18 protein-coding genes are annotated in these 16155 nt (G+C 70.8%); 5 read left to right on the forward strand and 13 right to left on the reverse strand.

Features of this window, described 5'->3' with window-relative positions; translation table 11 throughout:
• Nucleotides 1-138: 138 nt before the first annotated feature.
• The 5 genes from ACLZN2_RS37085 to ACLZN2_RS37105 form a co-directional block, all read right to left on the reverse strand.
• Nucleotides 139-891, reverse strand: a complete 753-nt coding sequence (locus ACLZN2_RS37085; protein ID WP_416983969.1) for an MBL fold metallo-hydrolase — start codon at nucleotides 889-891, stop codon at nucleotides 139-141.
• Between the two features lie 103 nt (nucleotides 892-994).
• Nucleotides 995-1603 carry a TIGR03086 family metal-binding protein gene (locus tag ACLZN2_RS37090; RefSeq protein ID WP_416983970.1) on the reverse strand — a complete coding sequence of 203 codons (609 nt, stop codon included), beginning with the start codon at nucleotides 1601-1603 and terminating at the stop codon, nucleotides 995-997.
• Nucleotides 1604-1632: 29 nt separating this feature from the next.
• Nucleotides 1633-2052 (reverse strand): DUF6010 family protein, encoded by a 420-nt coding sequence (locus tag ACLZN2_RS37095; protein WP_416983971.1) that lies wholly within the window; start codon nucleotides 2050-2052, stop codon nucleotides 1633-1635.
• A 103-nt stretch (nucleotides 2053-2155) separates the two neighbouring features.
• A complete protein-coding gene (locus ACLZN2_RS37100; RefSeq protein WP_416983974.1) occupies nucleotides 2156-3319 on the reverse strand; it encodes a hypothetical protein in 1164 nt (387 codons plus the stop codon).
• Nucleotides 3316-4263, reverse strand: a complete 948-nt coding sequence (locus ACLZN2_RS37105) for a 5-dehydro-4-deoxyglucarate dehydratase (protein WP_416983976.1) — start codon at nucleotides 4261-4263, stop codon at nucleotides 3316-3318. The genes ACLZN2_RS37100 and ACLZN2_RS37105 overlap by 4 nt, the downstream gene beginning before the upstream one ends.
• Before the next feature lie 170 nt (nucleotides 4264-4433).
• Between ACLZN2_RS37105 and ACLZN2_RS37110 the strand changes: the two genes are divergently transcribed.
• Together ACLZN2_RS37110 and ACLZN2_RS37115 are read left to right on the forward strand one after the other, a co-directional pair.
• The gene (locus ACLZN2_RS37110) at nucleotides 4434-5258 is read left to right on the forward strand and encodes an NAD-dependent epimerase/dehydratase family protein (protein WP_416983977.1); all 825 of its coding nucleotides are present in this window, start codon (nucleotides 4434-4436) and stop codon (nucleotides 5256-5258) included.
• Between the two features lie 106 nt (nucleotides 5259-5364).
• Nucleotides 5365-6543 (forward strand): TerD family protein, encoded by a 1179-nt coding sequence (locus ACLZN2_RS37115; protein WP_416984088.1) that lies wholly within the window; start codon nucleotides 5365-5367, stop codon nucleotides 6541-6543.
• 182 nt (nucleotides 6544-6725) lie between these two features.
• On the opposite strand, the gene ACLZN2_RS37120 is transcribed toward ACLZN2_RS37115, so the two are convergent.
• The 5 genes from ACLZN2_RS37120 to ACLZN2_RS37140 all read right to left on the reverse strand — a co-directional run bounded on the left by ACLZN2_RS37120 (nucleotide 6726) and on the right by ACLZN2_RS37140 (nucleotide 9318).
• Nucleotides 6726-7292, reverse strand: coding sequence for a TetR/AcrR family transcriptional regulator (locus ACLZN2_RS37120; RefSeq protein ID WP_416983978.1), 567 nt, complete (start codon nucleotides 7290-7292; stop codon nucleotides 6726-6728).
• A gap of 48 nt (nucleotides 7293-7340) precedes the next feature.
• Nucleotides 7341-7592 carry a DUF5959 family protein gene (locus ACLZN2_RS37125; RefSeq protein ID WP_416983980.1) on the reverse strand — a complete coding sequence of 84 codons (252 nt, stop codon included), beginning with the start codon at nucleotides 7590-7592 and terminating at the stop codon, nucleotides 7341-7343.
• Nucleotides 7511-7789: a hypothetical protein gene (locus ACLZN2_RS37130; protein WP_416983981.1), complete on the reverse strand. Its 279-nt coding sequence runs from the start codon at nucleotides 7787-7789 to the stop codon at nucleotides 7511-7513. Before ACLZN2_RS37130 ends, ACLZN2_RS37125 begins: the two co-directional genes overlap by 82 nt.
• A complete protein-coding gene (locus tag ACLZN2_RS37135; RefSeq protein WP_416983983.1) occupies nucleotides 7786-8001 on the reverse strand; it encodes a hypothetical protein in 216 nt (71 codons plus the stop codon). The genes ACLZN2_RS37130 and ACLZN2_RS37135 overlap by 4 nt, the downstream gene beginning before the upstream one ends.
• 108 nt (nucleotides 8002-8109) lie before the next feature.
• Nucleotides 8110-9318: a helix-turn-helix domain-containing protein gene (locus ACLZN2_RS37140; protein ID WP_416983984.1), complete on the reverse strand. Its 1209-nt coding sequence runs from the start codon at nucleotides 9316-9318 to the stop codon at nucleotides 8110-8112.
• Between the two features lie 495 nt (nucleotides 9319-9813).
• Here ACLZN2_RS37140 and ACLZN2_RS37145 point away from each other — a divergent pair, with 495 nt between their 5' ends.
• The 3 genes from ACLZN2_RS37145 to ACLZN2_RS37155 are packed head-to-tail and all read left to right on the forward strand — an operon-like array spanning nucleotide 9814 to nucleotide 12833.
• Nucleotides 9814-10977 carry a HesA/MoeB/ThiF family protein gene (locus ACLZN2_RS37145; RefSeq protein WP_416983985.1) on the forward strand — a complete coding sequence of 388 codons (1164 nt, stop codon included), beginning with the start codon at nucleotides 9814-9816 and terminating at the stop codon, nucleotides 10975-10977.
• Complete coding sequence (locus tag ACLZN2_RS37150; RefSeq protein ID WP_416983986.1) at nucleotides 10974-12191, forward strand: hypothetical protein; 1218 nt, start codon at nucleotides 10974-10976, stop codon at nucleotides 12189-12191. The genes ACLZN2_RS37145 and ACLZN2_RS37150 overlap by 4 nt, the downstream gene beginning before the upstream one ends.
• 30 nt (nucleotides 12192-12221) lie before the next feature.
• Nucleotides 12222-12833, forward strand: a complete 612-nt coding sequence (locus tag ACLZN2_RS37155) for a DUF6879 family protein (protein ID WP_416983987.1) — start codon at nucleotides 12222-12224, stop codon at nucleotides 12831-12833.
• A 35-nt stretch (nucleotides 12834-12868) separates the two neighbouring features.
• Here ACLZN2_RS37155 and ACLZN2_RS37160 read toward each other — a convergent pair whose 3' ends face one another.
• From ACLZN2_RS37160 to ACLZN2_RS37170, 3 genes are all read right to left on the reverse strand, one after another.
• Entirely contained in the window at nucleotides 12869-13894 is a 1026-nt protein-coding gene (locus ACLZN2_RS37160) for a 1-aminocyclopropane-1-carboxylate deaminase (protein ID WP_416983988.1), read from the reverse strand.
• Nucleotides 13895-13908: 14 nt separating this feature from the next.
• Nucleotides 13909-14547, reverse strand: coding sequence for a GntR family transcriptional regulator (locus ACLZN2_RS37165; RefSeq protein ID WP_416983989.1), 639 nt, complete (start codon nucleotides 14545-14547; stop codon nucleotides 13909-13911).
• 95 nt (nucleotides 14548-14642) lie between these two features.
• On the reverse strand, nucleotides 14643-16100 hold the full coding sequence (locus ACLZN2_RS37170; RefSeq protein ID WP_416983990.1) for an alkaline phosphatase PhoX: 1458 nt from the start codon (nucleotides 16098-16100) through the stop codon (nucleotides 14643-14645).
• Nucleotides 16101-16155 lie beyond the last annotated feature (55 nt).

Consider the following 16155-nt stretch of genomic DNA (forward strand, 5'->3'; position numbering starts at 1 on the left):
TCAACGGATCGGATCTCAAACGGATGGGATCTCGCGTCTCATATATGACGTACGAAGTACGACGCGTTGAAGGTAGGGAGGGCCTCTGTGTTTCGTCAATGCTTCTGACAGAAGAAGCCGGAAGGGGCTCGCCGGAGATCAGAAGGGGATGGTTTCGCCTTCGCGAGCGGTACGGGTCGTCCTGCCGAAGGCCGCCCCCGCCCGGGCGGTCGCGTCCTCGCGGGTCAGCTCCGGGCCGACATGGGTGACGAACAGCTCGCCCACACCGGCCTTGCGGGCCGTCTCACCGGCGTCCTCGGGTGTCAGATGCGCCTGTTTGCCTTCGCGACGCCGGTCGATGTCGGCCTCGCACAGGAACAGGTCCGCCCCGGAGGCGAGTTCGGTGAGGGCGTCACACGGTCCGGTGTCCCCGGAGTACGCGAACACGCTCCCCTGGCACTCGACGCGCAGCGCGTACGCCTCGGTGTCGTGGGCCACCGCGCGCGTGGTGAGCCGCAGGTTCCAGTGCCGCACGGTGTGGCCGTCGTACAGCGGGCGGAAGTCGAAGGCCCCGCTCAGAAACCGGATGTCCGCCCGCCCGAAGAAGCCGGCCAGCCGCAGCGCGCAGTCCATGGGCGCGTACACCGGGATCGGGGCCGGCGGGGTGAGCCCGCCGAAGGCGAAGGCATAGGAGGCGGCGAGGAGATCGGCGCTGTGGTCGGCGTGGAGGTGGGAGATCCAGATCGCGGTGAGCCGGTCGGGATCCGTGTGCCGCTGCAACGCGGCGAACGTACCGGGCCCCGCGTCCACCCACACCTCGGCGCCCGCCCCGCGCAGCAGGTAACCGGAGCAGGGGCGGCCCGGCCTGGGGTACGGGGAGGCGGTGCCGAGGACGGTGAGACTGAGGGGCATGGTGGGGAGCGTACGGATCGGGCCACCGGTAGGGGGCCGGTTTGCGTTTGTCTACGCCGCGTGCGGGGGTGACGTACACCTCCTGGCCCGCCCGCCCCGGCGATCACGCCTCTGCCGACCCGGCCCACTGCGGGTCCCGTCCGCTCAGCCCGAGCGCCCGGTCCAGCAGCGGGGCGTCCTCCGGGACGGGCACCACGGGGCCGAAGATCCCGCCGCCGCGGCTGGGATCGTCGGCGGCCGCGAGCAGGAAGGCGTACGACGCCTGCAGCGCGCCCGGGTCGGGGGTGTACTCCTGGCCGGTGGCCCGGGCCAGATCCCAGCCGTGGATCACCAGTTCGTCGGTGGCGACGGCTCCGGCGACCGCGCCGGGCAGGTCGACGGCGCCGGCCCGGGTCATACCGGTCCAGGCGGCGGGGTCCCGCCAGGCGTCGGCCAGTTCGTCGAGGACCCGGGGCAGCTCGGTGCGCCAGTCGGGCCCGAGCCGGGGTTCGGCCTCGGTCGGCGCGGTGTCGGTGGTGGGCCCCAGATCCTTGCGGGCGGCGTCCCGGAAGGCGGCGGCGAGGCCGGTCAGATGTCCGAGCATGGTGCGCACGGGGTACGCCGGGCAGGGCGTGCCGTCCGCGAGCTGCTCGTCCCGGACGGCCGCGGCGAGACGCGCCACGATCCGGGTCTGGGGTCCGAGGTCGAGAATGCCGGTCGTCGTGTCACTCATACACGGTGGACTGCCCGGGACGCGGGAACTCATCGCACCTCGGTCAACCTCCCGCGCGCCGGTCGCCAGGCCCGCAGCAGCTCGGCCGGTGTCCGTCCGCCGCCCAGGCACCACACCGCGATCACGGGATCGCAGATCGCGCAGCCCAGCGAGGAGTCGTGGGCGAAGGGGACGATCGGGTTGCCCTTGAGGTGATGGACGACGTCCCACGCGGTGTGCAGCAGCCAGCCGACGCCGATGAACGTCCAGGAGTCCAGTCCGCGGTAGGCGACATAGGTGGCGACCGCGGTGAACGCGAACTCCCAGCCGCCGAGGCCCCCACCGCTGAGGTAGGCGGCACCGGCCCCGGCCACCATCACGGCGTTGAGGCGGCGCCGGTGCGGTGCACGTAGGAGGCACATGAGGAGGACGTAGAGGAGCCCGATCAGGACGGGAGCGGCGTAACTCATGGCCTCGACGCTAGGGCCGACGCGGGACGCGCCCCAGGGGCGTTGTCGACAGGTTCCGACGGATTCCCGCCGGGCCGCCCAGGCCTGGAGCTGTCCCCGGTGCTCAGCGGGCCGCCAGTGCCTCCCGTACGGCGGTCAGGTCGGCGTCGGAGGCCAGCCCCGCGTGGTACAGCCGGATCTCCGTCGCGCCCAGCTCACGCGCGCGTGCCGCGTCCGCGGTGAGCGTGTCCGGGCTGCCGCCCATGCCGGAGACCACGCCGAAGTTGGCGGCGATCACCGCGTCCGCCCGGCCCTGCCCGGCGAACGGCGTCAGCAGGCCCGGCCCGCCCGCGCACGGCACCACCACGCCGTCCGCGACGGACAGGACGTGCGCGGGGTCGACGCCCGGGTTGGCGCCGACGTGGTACGTCACGGGGTCGGCGTGCAGCAGCACCTGGAAGCCCTCGGGGGCGGCCGCGCGGACGGCGGCGACCGCCGTCTCCTGGAGCGTGCGGGCGGTTTCGTCGCGCCACGCGCGCGTGGCGGCCGCCGTCTCCTCCCCGAGCAGCTTCTCGACACCCGCCCAGCCCCCGTCGTCCGGCGTACCTCGCCACAGCGGCTCCAGCGCCTCGCGTACGGCGGTGGCGAGCGCGTCGGCGTCGAGGCCCTGGGCGCCGTAGCCGGCCCGGCAGGCGGGGCAGAAGCAGAGCGCCATCAGGTACTGACCGGCGTCGCCGAGGCCGACCCCGCCGGTCTTGTCGTGAGCGTGCAGATGCTGCAGGCCGTACCAGCCGAGGGACTCCAGTTCGGTGCCGCGCGCGCCGGGGCGTACGGCGGCCTCGGCGGCGAGGTCGACAAGGTACGCGCGTGTGGCGGGCTGGGCGATGCACGGCGCCCAGGGGTAGTGGTCGCCGTAGGCGTTGACGACGGAGGTGTCCGGATGGTCGGCGCCCAGACGGGAGTTGTGGGCGAGGACCACCCAGGTGTGCACCTCCAGACCGGCGCCCGCGAGGGCCTCGGCGGCCTCCCCGTAGGCGTCGCCGGGGGCCCAGTCGCCGGCCGGGTACGGGCGCAGTTCCCGGCCCTCCCAGCGGGCGTCCGCCGGGTAGAGCACGGCCGCGTGCTCGGCGGTGACGATGCGGTGGCGAGGATGGCGGGGGGTGAGGGCGCGGGTGGAGTGGTAGGCGGCGGCGAGGGTCACCTGCTCCACGCCGAGGGAGGCGATGCGGGCCGGGGCCGCCGGGTCGCCGTTGACGTCCCAGGGGTAGACGAACGTTGACGCCTTCACTTGGTGGTGTCCTCCTCCAGGAGCGCGTGTCCGCGCTCGATCACCTGGGCGAGCTGCTTGAGATGATGCTCGCCCGGTTCGTGCAGCGGCGGGCGGACTTCGCCCACGTCGAGGCCGCGGAGCCGGACGCCCGCCTTGACGAGGGAGACGGCGTATCCGCGGCCACGCGCGCGTAGTTCGACGAACGGGCGGTAGAAGCCGTCGAGCAGGCGGTGGGCCGTCGCCTCGTCGCCGGTGGTGAGCGCGCGGTGGAAGGCGAGGGCGATCTCGGGGGCGAAGCAGAACACGGCGGAGGAGTAGAGGGTGACGCCGAGGGCGCGGTAGGCGAGCTGGGTCTGCTCGGCGGTCGGCAGGCCGTTGAAGTAGAGGAAGTCACCGGGGACCCCGGTGCGCACGGCGCTGATGATCCGCTGCATGAGGTCGAGGTCGCCGAGGCCGTCCTTGAGGCCGATGATCCCGTCGGTCCGGGCGAGTTCCACGACGGTCTCGGGGGTGAAGACGGCGTTGTCGCGCTGGTAGACGATCACGGGGAGCGCGGTGGCCGCCGTCATCTCCCGGTAGTGCCGCAGCAGGCCCTCCTGGGCGGCGAGGACGAGATAGGGCGGCAGGGCGAGCAGCCCGTCGGCGCCGGCCTCCTCGGCGAGGCGTGCGTAGCGTACGGCGAGGGCGGTCCCGTACCCGGCGCCCGCGACGACCGGCACCCGTCCGCCGGTCTCCTCGACGGCCGCCCGGACACAGGCCTGGAACTCCTCCGGGGTGAGCGCGTGGAACTCCCCCGTACCGCAGCAGGCGAAGACGGCCGCGGCGCCGTCCTCCACGCCCCGGCGGACATGCGCGCGGTAGACGTCGAGATCGACGGAGCCGTCCCGGCCGTAGGCCGTGACGGGGAAGAACAGCGGTCCGCTGGGGATGCCGAGTCGAGTGGCCAGGTCGGCGGGCGTCACGGGCTCTCCCTGGAGTCAGTACCGAGGTGTATGTGCATGCTTCTGATCGGAGTTTATATTTATGAACACGCCTTGCGCCACCCTTGACCGGGCAAGCCGGTGATCCTTAACTTGTCCATGAATGTGAATACCGTGCACGCAGGAAGCCCGTGACTCAAGGAGACCCGAGGATGCCCGCTCCCCGCACTGTCCTGCTCACCGGGGCCGCCGGCGGCCTCGGCACCCTGATGCGGGACCTGCTCCCCGCCTACGGCTACGAGCTGCGCCTGCTGGACCTGCGCCCGATCGAGGGCGAACCGGACGCGATCGTCGCCGACCTCGCCGACCGGGAGGCCCTGCGGGAGGCCGTCCGGGGTGTCGACGCGATCCTCCACCTCGCGGGCATCTCCCTGGAAGCCCCCTTCGAGAAGATCCTCAAGGCCAACATCGAGGGGACGTACAACCTCTACGAGGCCGCCCGCGAGGAGGGTGTCGGACGGATCGTCTTCGCCTCCTCCAACCACGCCATCGGCTTCACCCCCCGCCCCCAGGGCGACACGCCTCTTGATCCGAGCGTGTTGATCCCGGTCGACACCCCGCACCGCCCGGACACCTTCTACGGCCTGTCCAAGTCGTTCGGTGAGGACCTCGCCCAGCTCTACTGGGACAAGCACGGCCTGGAGACGGTGTCGGTGCGCATCGGCTCCTGCTTCGGCGAGCCCACCAGCGTGCGCATGCTGTCGGTCTGGATGAGCCCCGCCGACGGCGCCCGTCTCTTCCACGCGGCCCTGACCGCCGAGAACGTCGGCCACACGATCGTCCACGGCTCCTCCGCCAACACCCGTCTGTGGTGGGACCTCTCCTCCGCGCGGGCGCTCGGCTACGAGCCGCAGGACGACTCCGAGCCGTACGCCGAGAAGCTGATCGCCGAGCAGGGCGAGCTGGACCCGGAGAACATCGCGCACGCCCACCTGGGCGGCCACTTCGTCAGCGACCCGCCGATCTGGCCGTACTGACTGTCTTCGACTGGAACTCCGCGGACACCTGGGGCCGGACCCGCCCGTTCGGCCGCAGGTAAGGGAACGGCAAAGTGGTCTCGTTCGTTCCCCCTGCATGACAGCTATGACCCCCGGCTCGAACATCCCTCTCCCCGCCGCGCGCGTGACGGTGGACGTCGCCGCTCCGGTGCGGCTCGACGTATCGGGCCTGCTGCTCACCGCCGACGGCAAGGTGCGCTCCGACGACGACTTCATCTTCTACAACCAGCCGAGCGGCCCCGGCGTGACGTACCGCTCCGGCGGCGGTACGTCACCGGACGCGATCACGGTCGACACGGCCGCCGTCCCCCCGGGCATCGAGAAGATCGTCGTCACGGCGAGCCCGGACGCCGCGGGTCAGACCTTCCAGGGCATCGAACCGACGGCGACGATCCGCAACGCGGACGACAACAGCGTCCTCGCCACCTTCACTCCGCCGCAGCTCGGCACCGAGACGGCGCTGGTGGTCGTGGAGATCTATCTGCGCAACGGCGCCTGGAAGGCCCGGGCGGTGGGCCAGGGATACGCCAACGGCCTGGCGGGCATCGCGACGGACTTCGGCGTGACGGTGGAGGAGCCGGCCGCTCCGGCCGCCGCCGCGCCTGCGGCCCCGGCTCCGGTGGCCCCGGCCACCCCGCCGATGCCGCAGACCCCGCCGCCGCCCGCCCCGCCCGCGCCGGGCACCGGGAAGATCAACCTGGACAAGGGCAGGGTCAGCCTCCAGAAGAACCAGACCGTGTCCCTCGTCAAGGGCGGCCGCCCGCTGCTCTCGCAGGTCAAGATGGGCCTCGGCTGGGAGCCCGCATTCCGCGGCGCGGACATCGACCTCGACGCGTCCGTGATCGCCTTCGGCCCCCAGCGCAACCACATCGACAGCTGCTACTTCGGCAAGCTCACCATCGTGAACGGCGCGATCAAGCACTCCGGCGACAACCTCACCGGTGAGGGCGGGGGCGACGACGAGGTGATCGTCGTCGACCTGGGCCGGCTCCCCCAGGAGGTCACCGGCCTGGTCTTCACCGTCAACTCCTTCTCCGGCCAGAAGTTCACGGAGGTCGCCAAGGCCTACTGCCGCCTCCTCGACGCCGCCACCGGCGAGGAACTCGTCCGCTTCGACCTCACCAACGCCGAACCCCAGACCGGCGTGATGATGGCCAAGCTGATCCGCCAGTTCTCGGGAGAGTGGGAGATGACGGCGATGGGCGACTTCGTCAAGGCCCGCACGGTCCGCAACATGGTAAAGCCAGCGGCACAGGCGCTGTAAGGAAACGAGTACGGGCGCAGCTGCGGGCAATCGTGCCTCCCCCAGTGCCTTAAAGGCCTGGGAGGTACCCCCAGGCGGCACGGGTGGGCGCAGCGGCACCCGCAAACGCGGGCAAGCGAAGCCCCCCCCCCCCCCGCCCCCGCCGCCCCCCCCCCCCCCCCCCCCNNCCCCCGCCCGGCCCGCTACGCCCCCAGCCCCTCCACCAGCAACCCCACATACCGCCGGATCACAGCCCCGTCCCCCTTCGCCAGCTCCGACGCCGTGGCCACCCCGTGCGCCAGCCGCAGCACATCGATCGGCTCGACGTCCTCCCGCAGCGCCCCCGCCTCCTGCGCCGCCGACACCAACCGCGTCGCCGCCCTCTTCACGCTCGTCCCACAGGCCGTCGCCGCCGCCACACTCCCGTCCGTGACGGCGGACCCCAACAGCGCCTTCATCCCGCGCACCTGGATCGTCCCCACGCACAGCTCGTTGAGCCACTCCACCAGCGCCTCCCCCGGCGGCAGCTCCTCCCCCAGCTCGTCGGCCCGCGCCGCCAGCGCCTCGATCCGGTCGACGTACGCCGCCTCCAACAGCGCCTGACGCGTGGGGAAATGCCGGTACAGCGTGCCGGAGCCGACCCCCGCCCGCTTGGCGATGTCATCCAGGGACGCCCCCTCCCCATGCTCGGCGAAGGCCTCCGCCGCCACCTTCAGCAACCGCTCATAGTTGCGGCGAGCGTCCGCGCGCATGGGTCTGACCTGCGTCATCCACCTACTCCTTGCGAACCGGGGGCTCTCTCCGTACTTTATCGAGCACTAGACGGAGAAATCCCCCGAAGGGAAAGGGGACATGGCCAGTCGACCACTGACGAAGCTGCTCGTGATCAGGACCTCTGCGTCGAGCTGGTCGTGAAAATGCAGCAGACCCGGCGACCGACGCCCCAGCACACGCACCCGGAAGCCGTTGTCTCCATCCGAGAGGCTGATCAGTTCCACCGCGCACCCTCTGCTCTGCCCACCTTCGCCCGCCCGCCAGGGCCCATGGTGCTGAACCAAAGCTTCAGCCACAACCAGACGGTGTGGTGCGACGGGTTCTCGCCACAGTGCTCCAGCACCCAGCTCTGCGGTTCGACGAAGTCCTCGCCGACCACCGAGGACTTCCCGCACACCACGCACTCCATTGCATACGTGATCGCCTCCGCATCCGGCTCGCGGTCCGGCGTAAGCGTCCACGTCTCATGGCGAATCACCGAACGCGCGCTCACAGCTTTCGCTCCGCCCGCAGGTTGGCCGCCTTCACGCGCGCGCTGAGCCGTTCCGCGGAAGTGGCCGGGCGGATCTGGACAGGGTCCGCCTCCCATTCCCGGCCGCCGCCCACCGGGCGCAGCATGGCGTAGGGACCGGCCATGTCCTGGTACTCCCCGACCTTGCGGCTTGCCGGGTCGTACACCAGCTCTCCACGCTCAGGGAGGGCCATCTGTGCTTTTGTCCTGCCTTGAGTCGCCATACAGATGACGCTACGTAGTCACGCGAACGCACCTCAATGGCACTTTGGCGACGCGGCAAGGTCAAGTACCACTCGGCGTCACAGCGGGACTCCGATCGCGTCGGCAAGGCTTCGCATCTCCGGCGTGAGGGTGCGCCGCCGGCCGATCACTCGGCCGAAGATGTCCCGCGCGTACCGCTGGTTGGGGAGCCACTGAGGAGCGTCCGCGCGGATGCCCTGAAGTACTTCGACGGTCTTCGCGTAGTCGCGTGAGCGGGCGTGTGCCTCCGCAACGTCCAGGAGGTGACGGTTGCGGTTGTTGGATGTGGGGCGCATGCCGCCGGTCGGGATACGTGCCGAGAGCTTGAGCACCAAGTCAGGCTTGTCGACGATCATGGCGTTCTCGGCCCGCTTCAGAGCCACCGTGACCGGGCCGAACGCCTGCAAGAAGTCGTCACGCGGAGCGAACTCCCGCCCCATCGCCACCGCCGCCGCGTTGGCATGGCGCAAGGCGTCCTCCGCCTCTCCCGGCCGGTTGTCCCGGATCGCCGCAGCGGAGGCCCGCAATAGCAGCCAGCCCCACGCGCTCAGCTCCGCCGGAGTCGCCCGCGAGATGCGGGGCTCCACCTCGTCGGCCCACCGAGTCGCCAGCTCCCGCGCCGCAGCCAGACGACCGCGCCGCAGCAGGAGCCAGCACTGTGTGTTCACTGTCGCCGCCGCCTGAAGCCGGTCCGAGGACTCCTCCAAGGACCGGGACAGGGCGACGTCCGCCGCCTCGAACTGCCGGGTCTGGGTGAGCAGCCAGCCCGTGAGCTGTGAGAGCCGGACGCGCACCGCTCGCCCCCCCGGGCCACTCTCAGCGATCAGATCAGCGTCCCGCAGCAGGGGCGGAAGGATCACGCTCAGCTCTGCGAAGCGATCACTGGAGAAGAGCGGGATGGCCGAATCCAGAGCCTCCTGTACGCCGTCCACGGTCGGCTCTTCGGCCACTCCGTCCGCACGCACAGGAGTCACGAGTGCACGCCGGACCCCTTCCCAGCGATCATCCGCCCCGGGCGCCGTTTCCGGCTCGTCCTCGTGTTCGGCGAGGAGGTTCGTCGTCGGCACCCGTAGTGCCTGAGCCAGTTGGCGCGCGGTTTCCAAGCGCGTGTCAGCCCGCTCCCCTTGCTCCAGCTTCCTGATCAAGGACAGGGATACGCCGGACTCGCTCGCAAGCCGGCGCTGCGTCAGACCGCGCCGCTTGCGTACCTCCTGGAGCCGTTTGCCAAGGTCGGCACTCATGATTCGAGCGTACGACGCCCGCACCATTGGCGCAGGATTCCATCACTCCTCACCCCATACGTGGCAGAAGCTCCGCGCAGAGCCTTCACCCCGCACCGGGACCGACGAGAATTTCTTCGCAGCTCAGCCCGGAAGCTGAACTCGGATCGTGAGAACGCCTGGCCCGACGGTTCCGCCTGATCGCCCTGACAGCCCTCCTGGTCACAGTCTTCGCGATCACCGGCAGGAAACCCCGGACCACCAGTTGCCGGCGAATCCCACCGACTCCGGTGCCTCGCCGAACAACGGCCTCAGGGCCTCCCCGCCATTGCACGAGGGCCCCGAGACCGTCGAACCGGCCTGCTCGAACGCGGTTAGTTACTCGTCCCCGCGCTGTTGCCCGTGGTCTCCTTCTTGTCGAGCGGCCGAATCGTGATCTTCTTCATCATGAGTGCCTCCGAGTGAAGAGCGGACAGGGCCTTGCCAAGGATCCAGGAGTTGCACAGTATGTCAAGTGCCCTTTAAAACACGGGAGTTGCTCAGGTGACGAAACCTGAAACACGGGACCAGAGCACGACTTCGCTGCGGCGTCCGCGGGTCAAACCCGAGCACCGTCCGTATCTCACCGTCGACGGCCATGTGCGCATCGGGAGTGTCATCCACGGAATCGGCGCGGAGATCGAGGACCCGGACGGCTGGGTCTGGGCGCTGACGCAGGCTCTGAACGGCACTCGCACACCGGCCGAGATCGCCGCGGAGATCGTCGGCACCCGCCCCGGTCTCATGACGGAAGACGTGCTGCGGGCGGTGGCCGATCTCGCTGAGGCAGGCTTCCTGGAGGACGCGGCGGCCACGATGCCCGCGGCGTTCTCCGACCGCGACGCCGAACGCTACGGCCGCGGGGTCGCCCTGCTGCGCTGGATGGACCGCTCACCACGCCTCAGCAGCTGGGAGCTGCAGCTCCGGCTGGCGAAGGCACGCGTAGTCGTCGTCGGTCTAGGCGGTTCAGGGGGCATCGCGGCCCAAGGGCTCGTCGCATCCGGTGTCGGGCGCCTGCACTGTGTGGATCCCGATGTCGTGGAGCTCTCCAATCTCAACCGGCAGGTCCTCTACCGGGAGAGGGACATCGGCCGGCCCAAGGTGGACGCGGCCCTGGAGTCACTGCGCGCGTTGAACTCCGACGTCGTGGTCACCGGCGAGCGCTCGGAGATCCGCGGACCCGACGACTTGGAGAGGCTCCTGCGGCGCGAAGCGGAGAGTGACGGCTACGACCTGCTCATGCTCAGTGCAGACCGCCCGCCGGCGATCCGCCGCTGGGCGAACCAGGCCTGTCTCGCGACGCGCACACCCTGGGTGGAAGGCGGCTACCGGGGACCGTTCATCACGGTCGGCGTGTACGCGCCGGGGCACGGCGCCTGCTTCGAGTGTCACCGGGACCAGGACGCCGACTCCCGAGACCTGCGGCTCGCCGCGGGCCAGGACGACGAGTCCATATCACCGCGTATGAACTGGGGCCCAGTCAACGCCGCCACGGCCACCCTCTCCGGAGGCCTGCTCGTGCACGCCGCACTCAGCGCACTGACCGGGGTGCCGCGGGAAGAGCCGGGCTTCCGGTACGGCATCAACCTGATGGTGCCGGGAGAGCCGGAGCTGAGCCGGTATCCCCGCCGTCCCGCCTGCCCGGCCTGCGGCGGTATCGCCCCGTGAGCGGTGCCGAGTCGGCGGCGACCGTGGTCGGACCGGACACCCGGTTCCGGCTGCACGCCCTGACCTGGAGAGAGGACGGCGCCGAGTGGATCGTCGGGCGCCGGGAGACGAGAACGTTTGTGGCCATGCCCGAAGCGGGCATCAGGGCGATCCGACTGTTGCAGCAAGGCCTGAGCGTCGCGGGGTGTGAGGAGCGGCTTCTGGCCGAGACGGGCGATGAGGTCGACGTCGCTGATTTTGTACGCGCCCTCATCGGCCTGGGCTTCGTGGCGGAGACGGAAGGCCGCCCTGTGTGCTCGGATCCCGTCCCGCCGGCCACGCTGCCGCGGCTGCGGCCGGAGCACGTCCGTTTCCTGCTGAACCCGCTGGTGCCGTTGCTGCCCGCCGTCCTTGTCATCGGGGCTTTGGCGGCTCTCGTATGCCGCCCCGAGCTCATGCCCACATACCACGACCTGCTCTGGAGTGACCGGGGCAGCGTGGTGATCGTCTCCGGTGCCGTAGTGGGCTGGTCGATCCTCCTGTTGCACGAACTCGCGCACCTGGCCGTAGCCAGGGCCGCCGGTGTCCCTGGCCGGATCGGTTTCGGGACCCGGCTGCAGTTCCTGGTCGTCCAGACGGACATCAGCGGCATCGAACTCGCGCCCCGGCGGCACCGGCTGACGGCCTATCTGGCCGGCATCGCGGTCAATCTCAGCGCGGGTGCCACGGCGTTCCTGCTCCTGACCGTCACCTCATCGGGTTCGGCGACACACCGGCTGCTCGCCGCGACGGTTCTGTGGGCACTGCTGCCGCTCACCTTCCAGCTCATGATGTTCATGCGTACGGATGTCTACTTCGTGCTGCAGGACCTGACCGGCTGCCGTGACCTGTACGGGGACAGCCGCGCATACGCCCGTCACCTCGGGGCCCGTCTGCTGCGGCGGGACGCCCCGACCTCCGATCCCAGCCGGGCACTCCCTGCGGCGGAGCGGCGCGCCGTACGGATCTACAGTGTGGTTCTGGTCATCGGAACCGTGCTCTGCCTGGCCGGACTGGCGGCCTACACCGTCCCTGCGGAGATCCGACTGGTCATCACCGCGGTGAGGGATCTGCAACGGGCGCACACGGGCCTCGACCTCGCCGACGCCCTCTTGACCCTCCTCTCACTCGCAACCATCCACGTACTGTGGCTCACCACGCGCCTGCGCGACCGCGCGTCCCGCCGAACGGGCTGAAGAAGAAACCGAACCGGAAGGTGTCCCTCCATGGCAGACCTGCTCCCCGCCTCGGGAGGCACGCGGCTCGATCAGGGTGCGTACATCGACGACTTCGGGCGGAGGTTCTGGCGGACCGGTGGGTCGGGATTCTGGAAGCTGGAGCGGATGCAGGGGTACGACGAGGGGGACTTCGCGAGCTGGCGGGCGCTGGTGCGGGGGGACTGGGAGGAGTCACTGCGGCTGATCGAGGAGCTGCGTCCCGAGTTCGAGGAGTACTACGGGAAGATCGCCGCTTCGGGGTTCGCGCTGCACCGGGTGCGGATCGTCGAGCGTCCGCTCGTGCCCTACATCCAGTGGGAGTTGAACCTTCTCCGGCTCAAGCGCGAGTACGGGGAGCGGGTCTCGGTGGTCGATGCCGTCGAGGTGGCGCCGTACGAGGACCGGGGGCCGCTGCCGGAGCTGTGTGTGCTGGGGAGCGAGGCGGTGTACGTCCTCGACTACACCTCGTCCGGAGTGCCGGACGGGGCCGTGCGGCACACGGACCCGGCCGTGGTCCGGCAGGCGCGTGAACTCGTTCAGCGGCTGCACTCGGACGGTAAGGACCTTGAAAGCTACTTCCGGCGGGAGGTCGCGGGGCTCGCCGCTCCCCGCGGGAAGTGAGCGCGGGGAGCGGGCAGAGGTGGTCGGCCCGTGGGTCAGAACAGGGCGCTGTACGCGTTCAGGGCGGGCTGACCGCCCAGGTGGGCGTACAGCACGGTGGAGTCGGTGCCGATCTCGCCGCGGGTGACCAGGTCGATCAGGCCGGCCATCGACTTGCCCTCGTAGACGGGGTCGGTGACCATGCCCTCGGTGCGGGCGGCGAGGCGCATCGCCTCCAGGGTGGTGTCGTCCGGGATGCCGTAGATGCCCGCGTGGTAGCGCTCGTCCAGCTCGATGTCGGAGACCGTCACCTCGCGTTCGACGCCGATGAGTTGTCCGGTGCCGTGGGCGATGCGGGCGATCTGCTCGCGGGTCTCGGCGGGCTTGGCGGAGGCGTCGATGCCGATCACCCGGCGGGGCCGGCCGCCGGCCTGTTCCAGCGCGGCGAACCCGGCGACCATGCCGGCCTGGGTGGAGCCGGTCACCGAACAGACGATCACCGTGTCGAAGAAGACCCCGGCCGCCCGCTCCTGCTCGGCCACCTCGTACGCCCAGCCCGCGAAGCCCAGTCCGCCGAGCGGGTGGTCGGAGGCGCCGGCCGGGATGGCGTACGGCTTGCCGCCCGACTCCTCGACCTCGCGCAGGGCCAGTTCCCAGCTCTCTTTGAAGCCGATCCCGAAACCGGCCCGCACCAGGCGGACGTCGGCCCCGGCGAGCCGGCTGATCAGGATGTTGCCGACCTTGTCGTACGCGGAGTCGGGCCACTCCACCCAGCTCTCCTGCACCAGCACGCACTTCAGCCCGGCGCGGGCGGCGACGGCGGCGACCTGGCGGGTGTGGTTGGACTGCACCCCGCCGATCGAGACGAGGGTGTCGCAGCCCTGCGCGAGGGCGTCGGCGACGAGGTACTCCAGCTTGCGGGTCTTGTTGCCGCCGTACGCGATCCCGGAGTTGCAGTCCTCCCGCTTGGCCCACAGGGCGGCGCCGCCGAGGTGGGCGGTCAGCCGTTCCAGCGGGTGGATCGGCGAGGGGCCGAAGAGGAGGTGGTAACGCTCGTACGAGGAGAGGGACTTCGCGGACATGGAGCCTCCTTGGCTCAGTCGGTGTCGGCCAGGTCGGCCAGGGTGCGCCAGATCTCCGCCGTGACCCGGACGGCCTCGTCCACGTCGCCTTCGGCGCAGGCCCCGATCAGCCGACCGTGCAGCCCGGCCGAGCGGCAGGTGCCGCCCTCACCGAAGCGCCGTCGCTCCAGCCGCCGGATCAGGGGGGTGTAGCGGGCGATGGTGGCGGCGGCCGCGCGGTTGCGGGCGACTCGCACGAGGACGTCGTGCAGTTCGTCGTCGGCGTGCAGGGCGGCGTCCACGTCCCCGTCGCGTACGGCGGCGGCGAACCGTTCGTTGGCCGTGCGCATCGCCTCGACGTCGGCGGCGGACAGACGCGGCACCGCGCCCGTCGTCACCAGCTCGTGCATGGCGCCGACCACGGCCGCCGCGTCCCGTACGTCGGCCGCGACCACCGGCGTCACCCGCGTGTAGCTCTGCGGCTTGCTCTCCAGCAGCCCCTCGTCCACCAGCCGGGAGAACGCCTCCCGCACCGGCGCCCGGGACAGCCCGAGCAGCTCCGCGAGATCGGCGTCCCGCACCACCGCACCGGGCTCGATGGCCCCGGTCACGATGGCGTCCCGGATCGCGGCGTAGGCGTGGTCCCTGAGCAGGGTGCGGGGTACGGCCTCCATGAACTGAAATGTTAGATGTCAGTTCCGGGCGCGGACAAGGGTGTGGCCCGCCCCCTTCGTGAGGGTGCGGGCCACGGTTCGGTCCGGGGCGCGGGTCAGCCGCGCTTCTGGCGCTTCCACGGGCCCGTGATCGCCAGCATGATGCCCGGGTCCTGGATGTTGGCGAAGAGGGTCCTGCCGTCCGGGGAGAAGGTGACGCCGGTGAATTCGCTGTACTCCGGCTCCTCCTCGGTGCCGGTGTTCAGGTCGTTGCGGGCGATCGGGTAGGTGCGGCCGCTGTCGGTGGCGCCGAAGAGGTGCTGGATGCCCTCGCCGTCCTCGGCGATGACGAGACCGCCGTACGGGGAGACCGTGATGTTGTCCGGGCCGTCGAAGTCGCCGTCCGCGTCCGGGTCCGGGTTGACGCCGAGCAGGACCTTGAGGGTGAGGGTGCGGCGCTTGGGGTCGTAGAACCAGACGGCGCCGTCGTGCGCGGTGCCGGGGCTCTCGGTGCGGGCGTAGGAGGAGACGACGTAGGCACCGCCGTCGGCCCACCACATGCCCTCCAGCTTGCGGGCGCGGGTGACCTGGCCGTCGGTGAACTGCTTGCGGACGGCGGTCGTCCTGGCGTCGCGGTCGGGGACGGTCACCCAGTCGACGCCGTACACGGTGCCGATCTTCGTGGCGCGGGAGAGGTCGTCGACGAACTGGCCGCCGGAGTCGAAGCACTTGAAGGCCTCGAGGACGCCGGCGTCGTCGGCGAGGGTGCGCAGCTTGCCGCGGCCGTGGCAGAAGTGCTCCGGCGGGGTCCAGCGGAAGAGCAGGCCGTTGGGGTTGGAGGCGTCCTCGGTGAGGTAGGCGTGGCCTCGCTTCGGGTCGATGACGACCGCCTCGTGGTCGTAGCGGCCGAGGTACTTCAACGGCTTGGGGTCGAGGTTGGCGCGCCGGTCGTGGGGGTCGACCTCGAAGACGTAGCCGTGGTCCTTGGTCATGCCGTTGACGCCGGCCTTGTCGGAGTTCTCCTCGCAGGTGAGCCAGGTGCCCCAAGCAGTGCTGCCGCCCGCGCAGTTGGTGGAGGTGCCGGCGATGCCGACCCACTCGGCGACGTGGCCGCCGGGGCGCACCTCGACGACCGTGCAGCCGCCGGACGCGGCGGGGTCGTAGACGAGACCCTCGGTGAGCGGCACCGGGTACTTCCAGTTGGCGCGCGGGCCCTTGAGCTCGTGGTTGTTGACCAGGAGGGTCGTGCCGCGGGGGCCGTCGAAGGTGGCGGTGCCGTCGTGGTTGGAGGGAGTGAACTCGCCCGACTCCAGCTTGGTCCTGCCGCTGTAGGTGATGATCCGGTACTTGAACCCGGCGGGCAGCGCGAGGATGCCGTCGGGGTCGGGGACCAGCGGCCCGTAGCCGACGCCGCCGTGTGCGGCCGCGGACTCCTCCGTCGCGCTCTCGGTCTCGGTCTCGGTGGAGGCGAGGGCGTTCGGCGCGGTGGCGAGGGCGCCGACGGTGCCCGCCAGTGCCACCCCGGCACCGGTGAGCGCGGATTGTCTGGCGAAGTCCCTGCGGGTGAGCGACATGAAGTCTCCTGAGACGGTGGACGTGCCGTGGAGGGTGGTGGACCTCGGTTCGGGC

It is taken from the genome of Streptomyces sp. T028, assembly GCF_048159505.1.
Taxonomy (GTDB): domain Bacteria; phylum Actinomycetota; class Actinomycetes; order Streptomycetales; family Streptomycetaceae; genus Streptomyces.

Coding starts and splice junctions, on each gene's coding strand:
- ACLZN2_RS37165 (WP_416983989.1), bottom strand. CDS start 14,547: ATGGAGGCCGTACCCCGCACCCTGCTCAGGGACCACGCCTACGCCGCG.
- ACLZN2_RS37160 (WP_416983988.1), bottom strand. CDS start 13,894: ATGTCCGCGAAGTCCCTCTCCTCGTACGAGCGTTACCACCTCCTCTTC.
- ACLZN2_RS37170 (WP_416983990.1), bottom strand. CDS start 16,100: ATGTCGCTCACCCGCAGGGACTTCGCCAGACAATCCGCGCTCACCGGT.
- ACLZN2_RS37090 (WP_416983970.1), bottom strand. CDS start 1,603: ATGAGTGACACGACGACCGGCATTCTCGACCTCGGACCCCAGACCCGG.
- ACLZN2_RS37095 (WP_416983971.1), bottom strand. CDS start 2,052: ATGAGTTACGCCGCTCCCGTCCTGATCGGGCTCCTCTACGTCCTCCTC.
- ACLZN2_RS37140 (WP_416983984.1), bottom strand. CDS start 9,318: ATGGTGCGGGCGTCGTACGCTCGAATCATGAGTGCCGACCTTGGCAAA.
- ACLZN2_RS37120 (WP_416983978.1), bottom strand. CDS start 7,292: ATGACGCAGGTCAGACCCATGCGCGCGGACGCTCGCCGCAACTATGAG.
- ACLZN2_RS37110 (WP_416983977.1), top strand. CDS start 4,434: ATGCCCGCTCCCCGCACTGTCCTGCTCACCGGGGCCGCCGGCGGCCTC.
- ACLZN2_RS37085 (WP_416983969.1), bottom strand. CDS start 891: ATGCCCCTCAGTCTCACCGTCCTCGGCACCGCCTCCCCGTACCCCAGG.
- ACLZN2_RS37115 (WP_416984088.1), top strand. CDS start 5,365: ATGACCCCCGGCTCGAACATCCCTCTCCCCGCCGCGCGCGTGACGGTG.
- ACLZN2_RS37155 (WP_416983987.1), top strand. CDS start 12,222: ATGGCAGACCTGCTCCCCGCCTCGGGAGGCACGCGGCTCGATCAGGGT.
- ACLZN2_RS37135 (WP_416983983.1), bottom strand. CDS start 8,001: ATGGCCCTCCCTGAGCGTGGAGAGCTGGTGTACGACCCGGCAAGCCGC.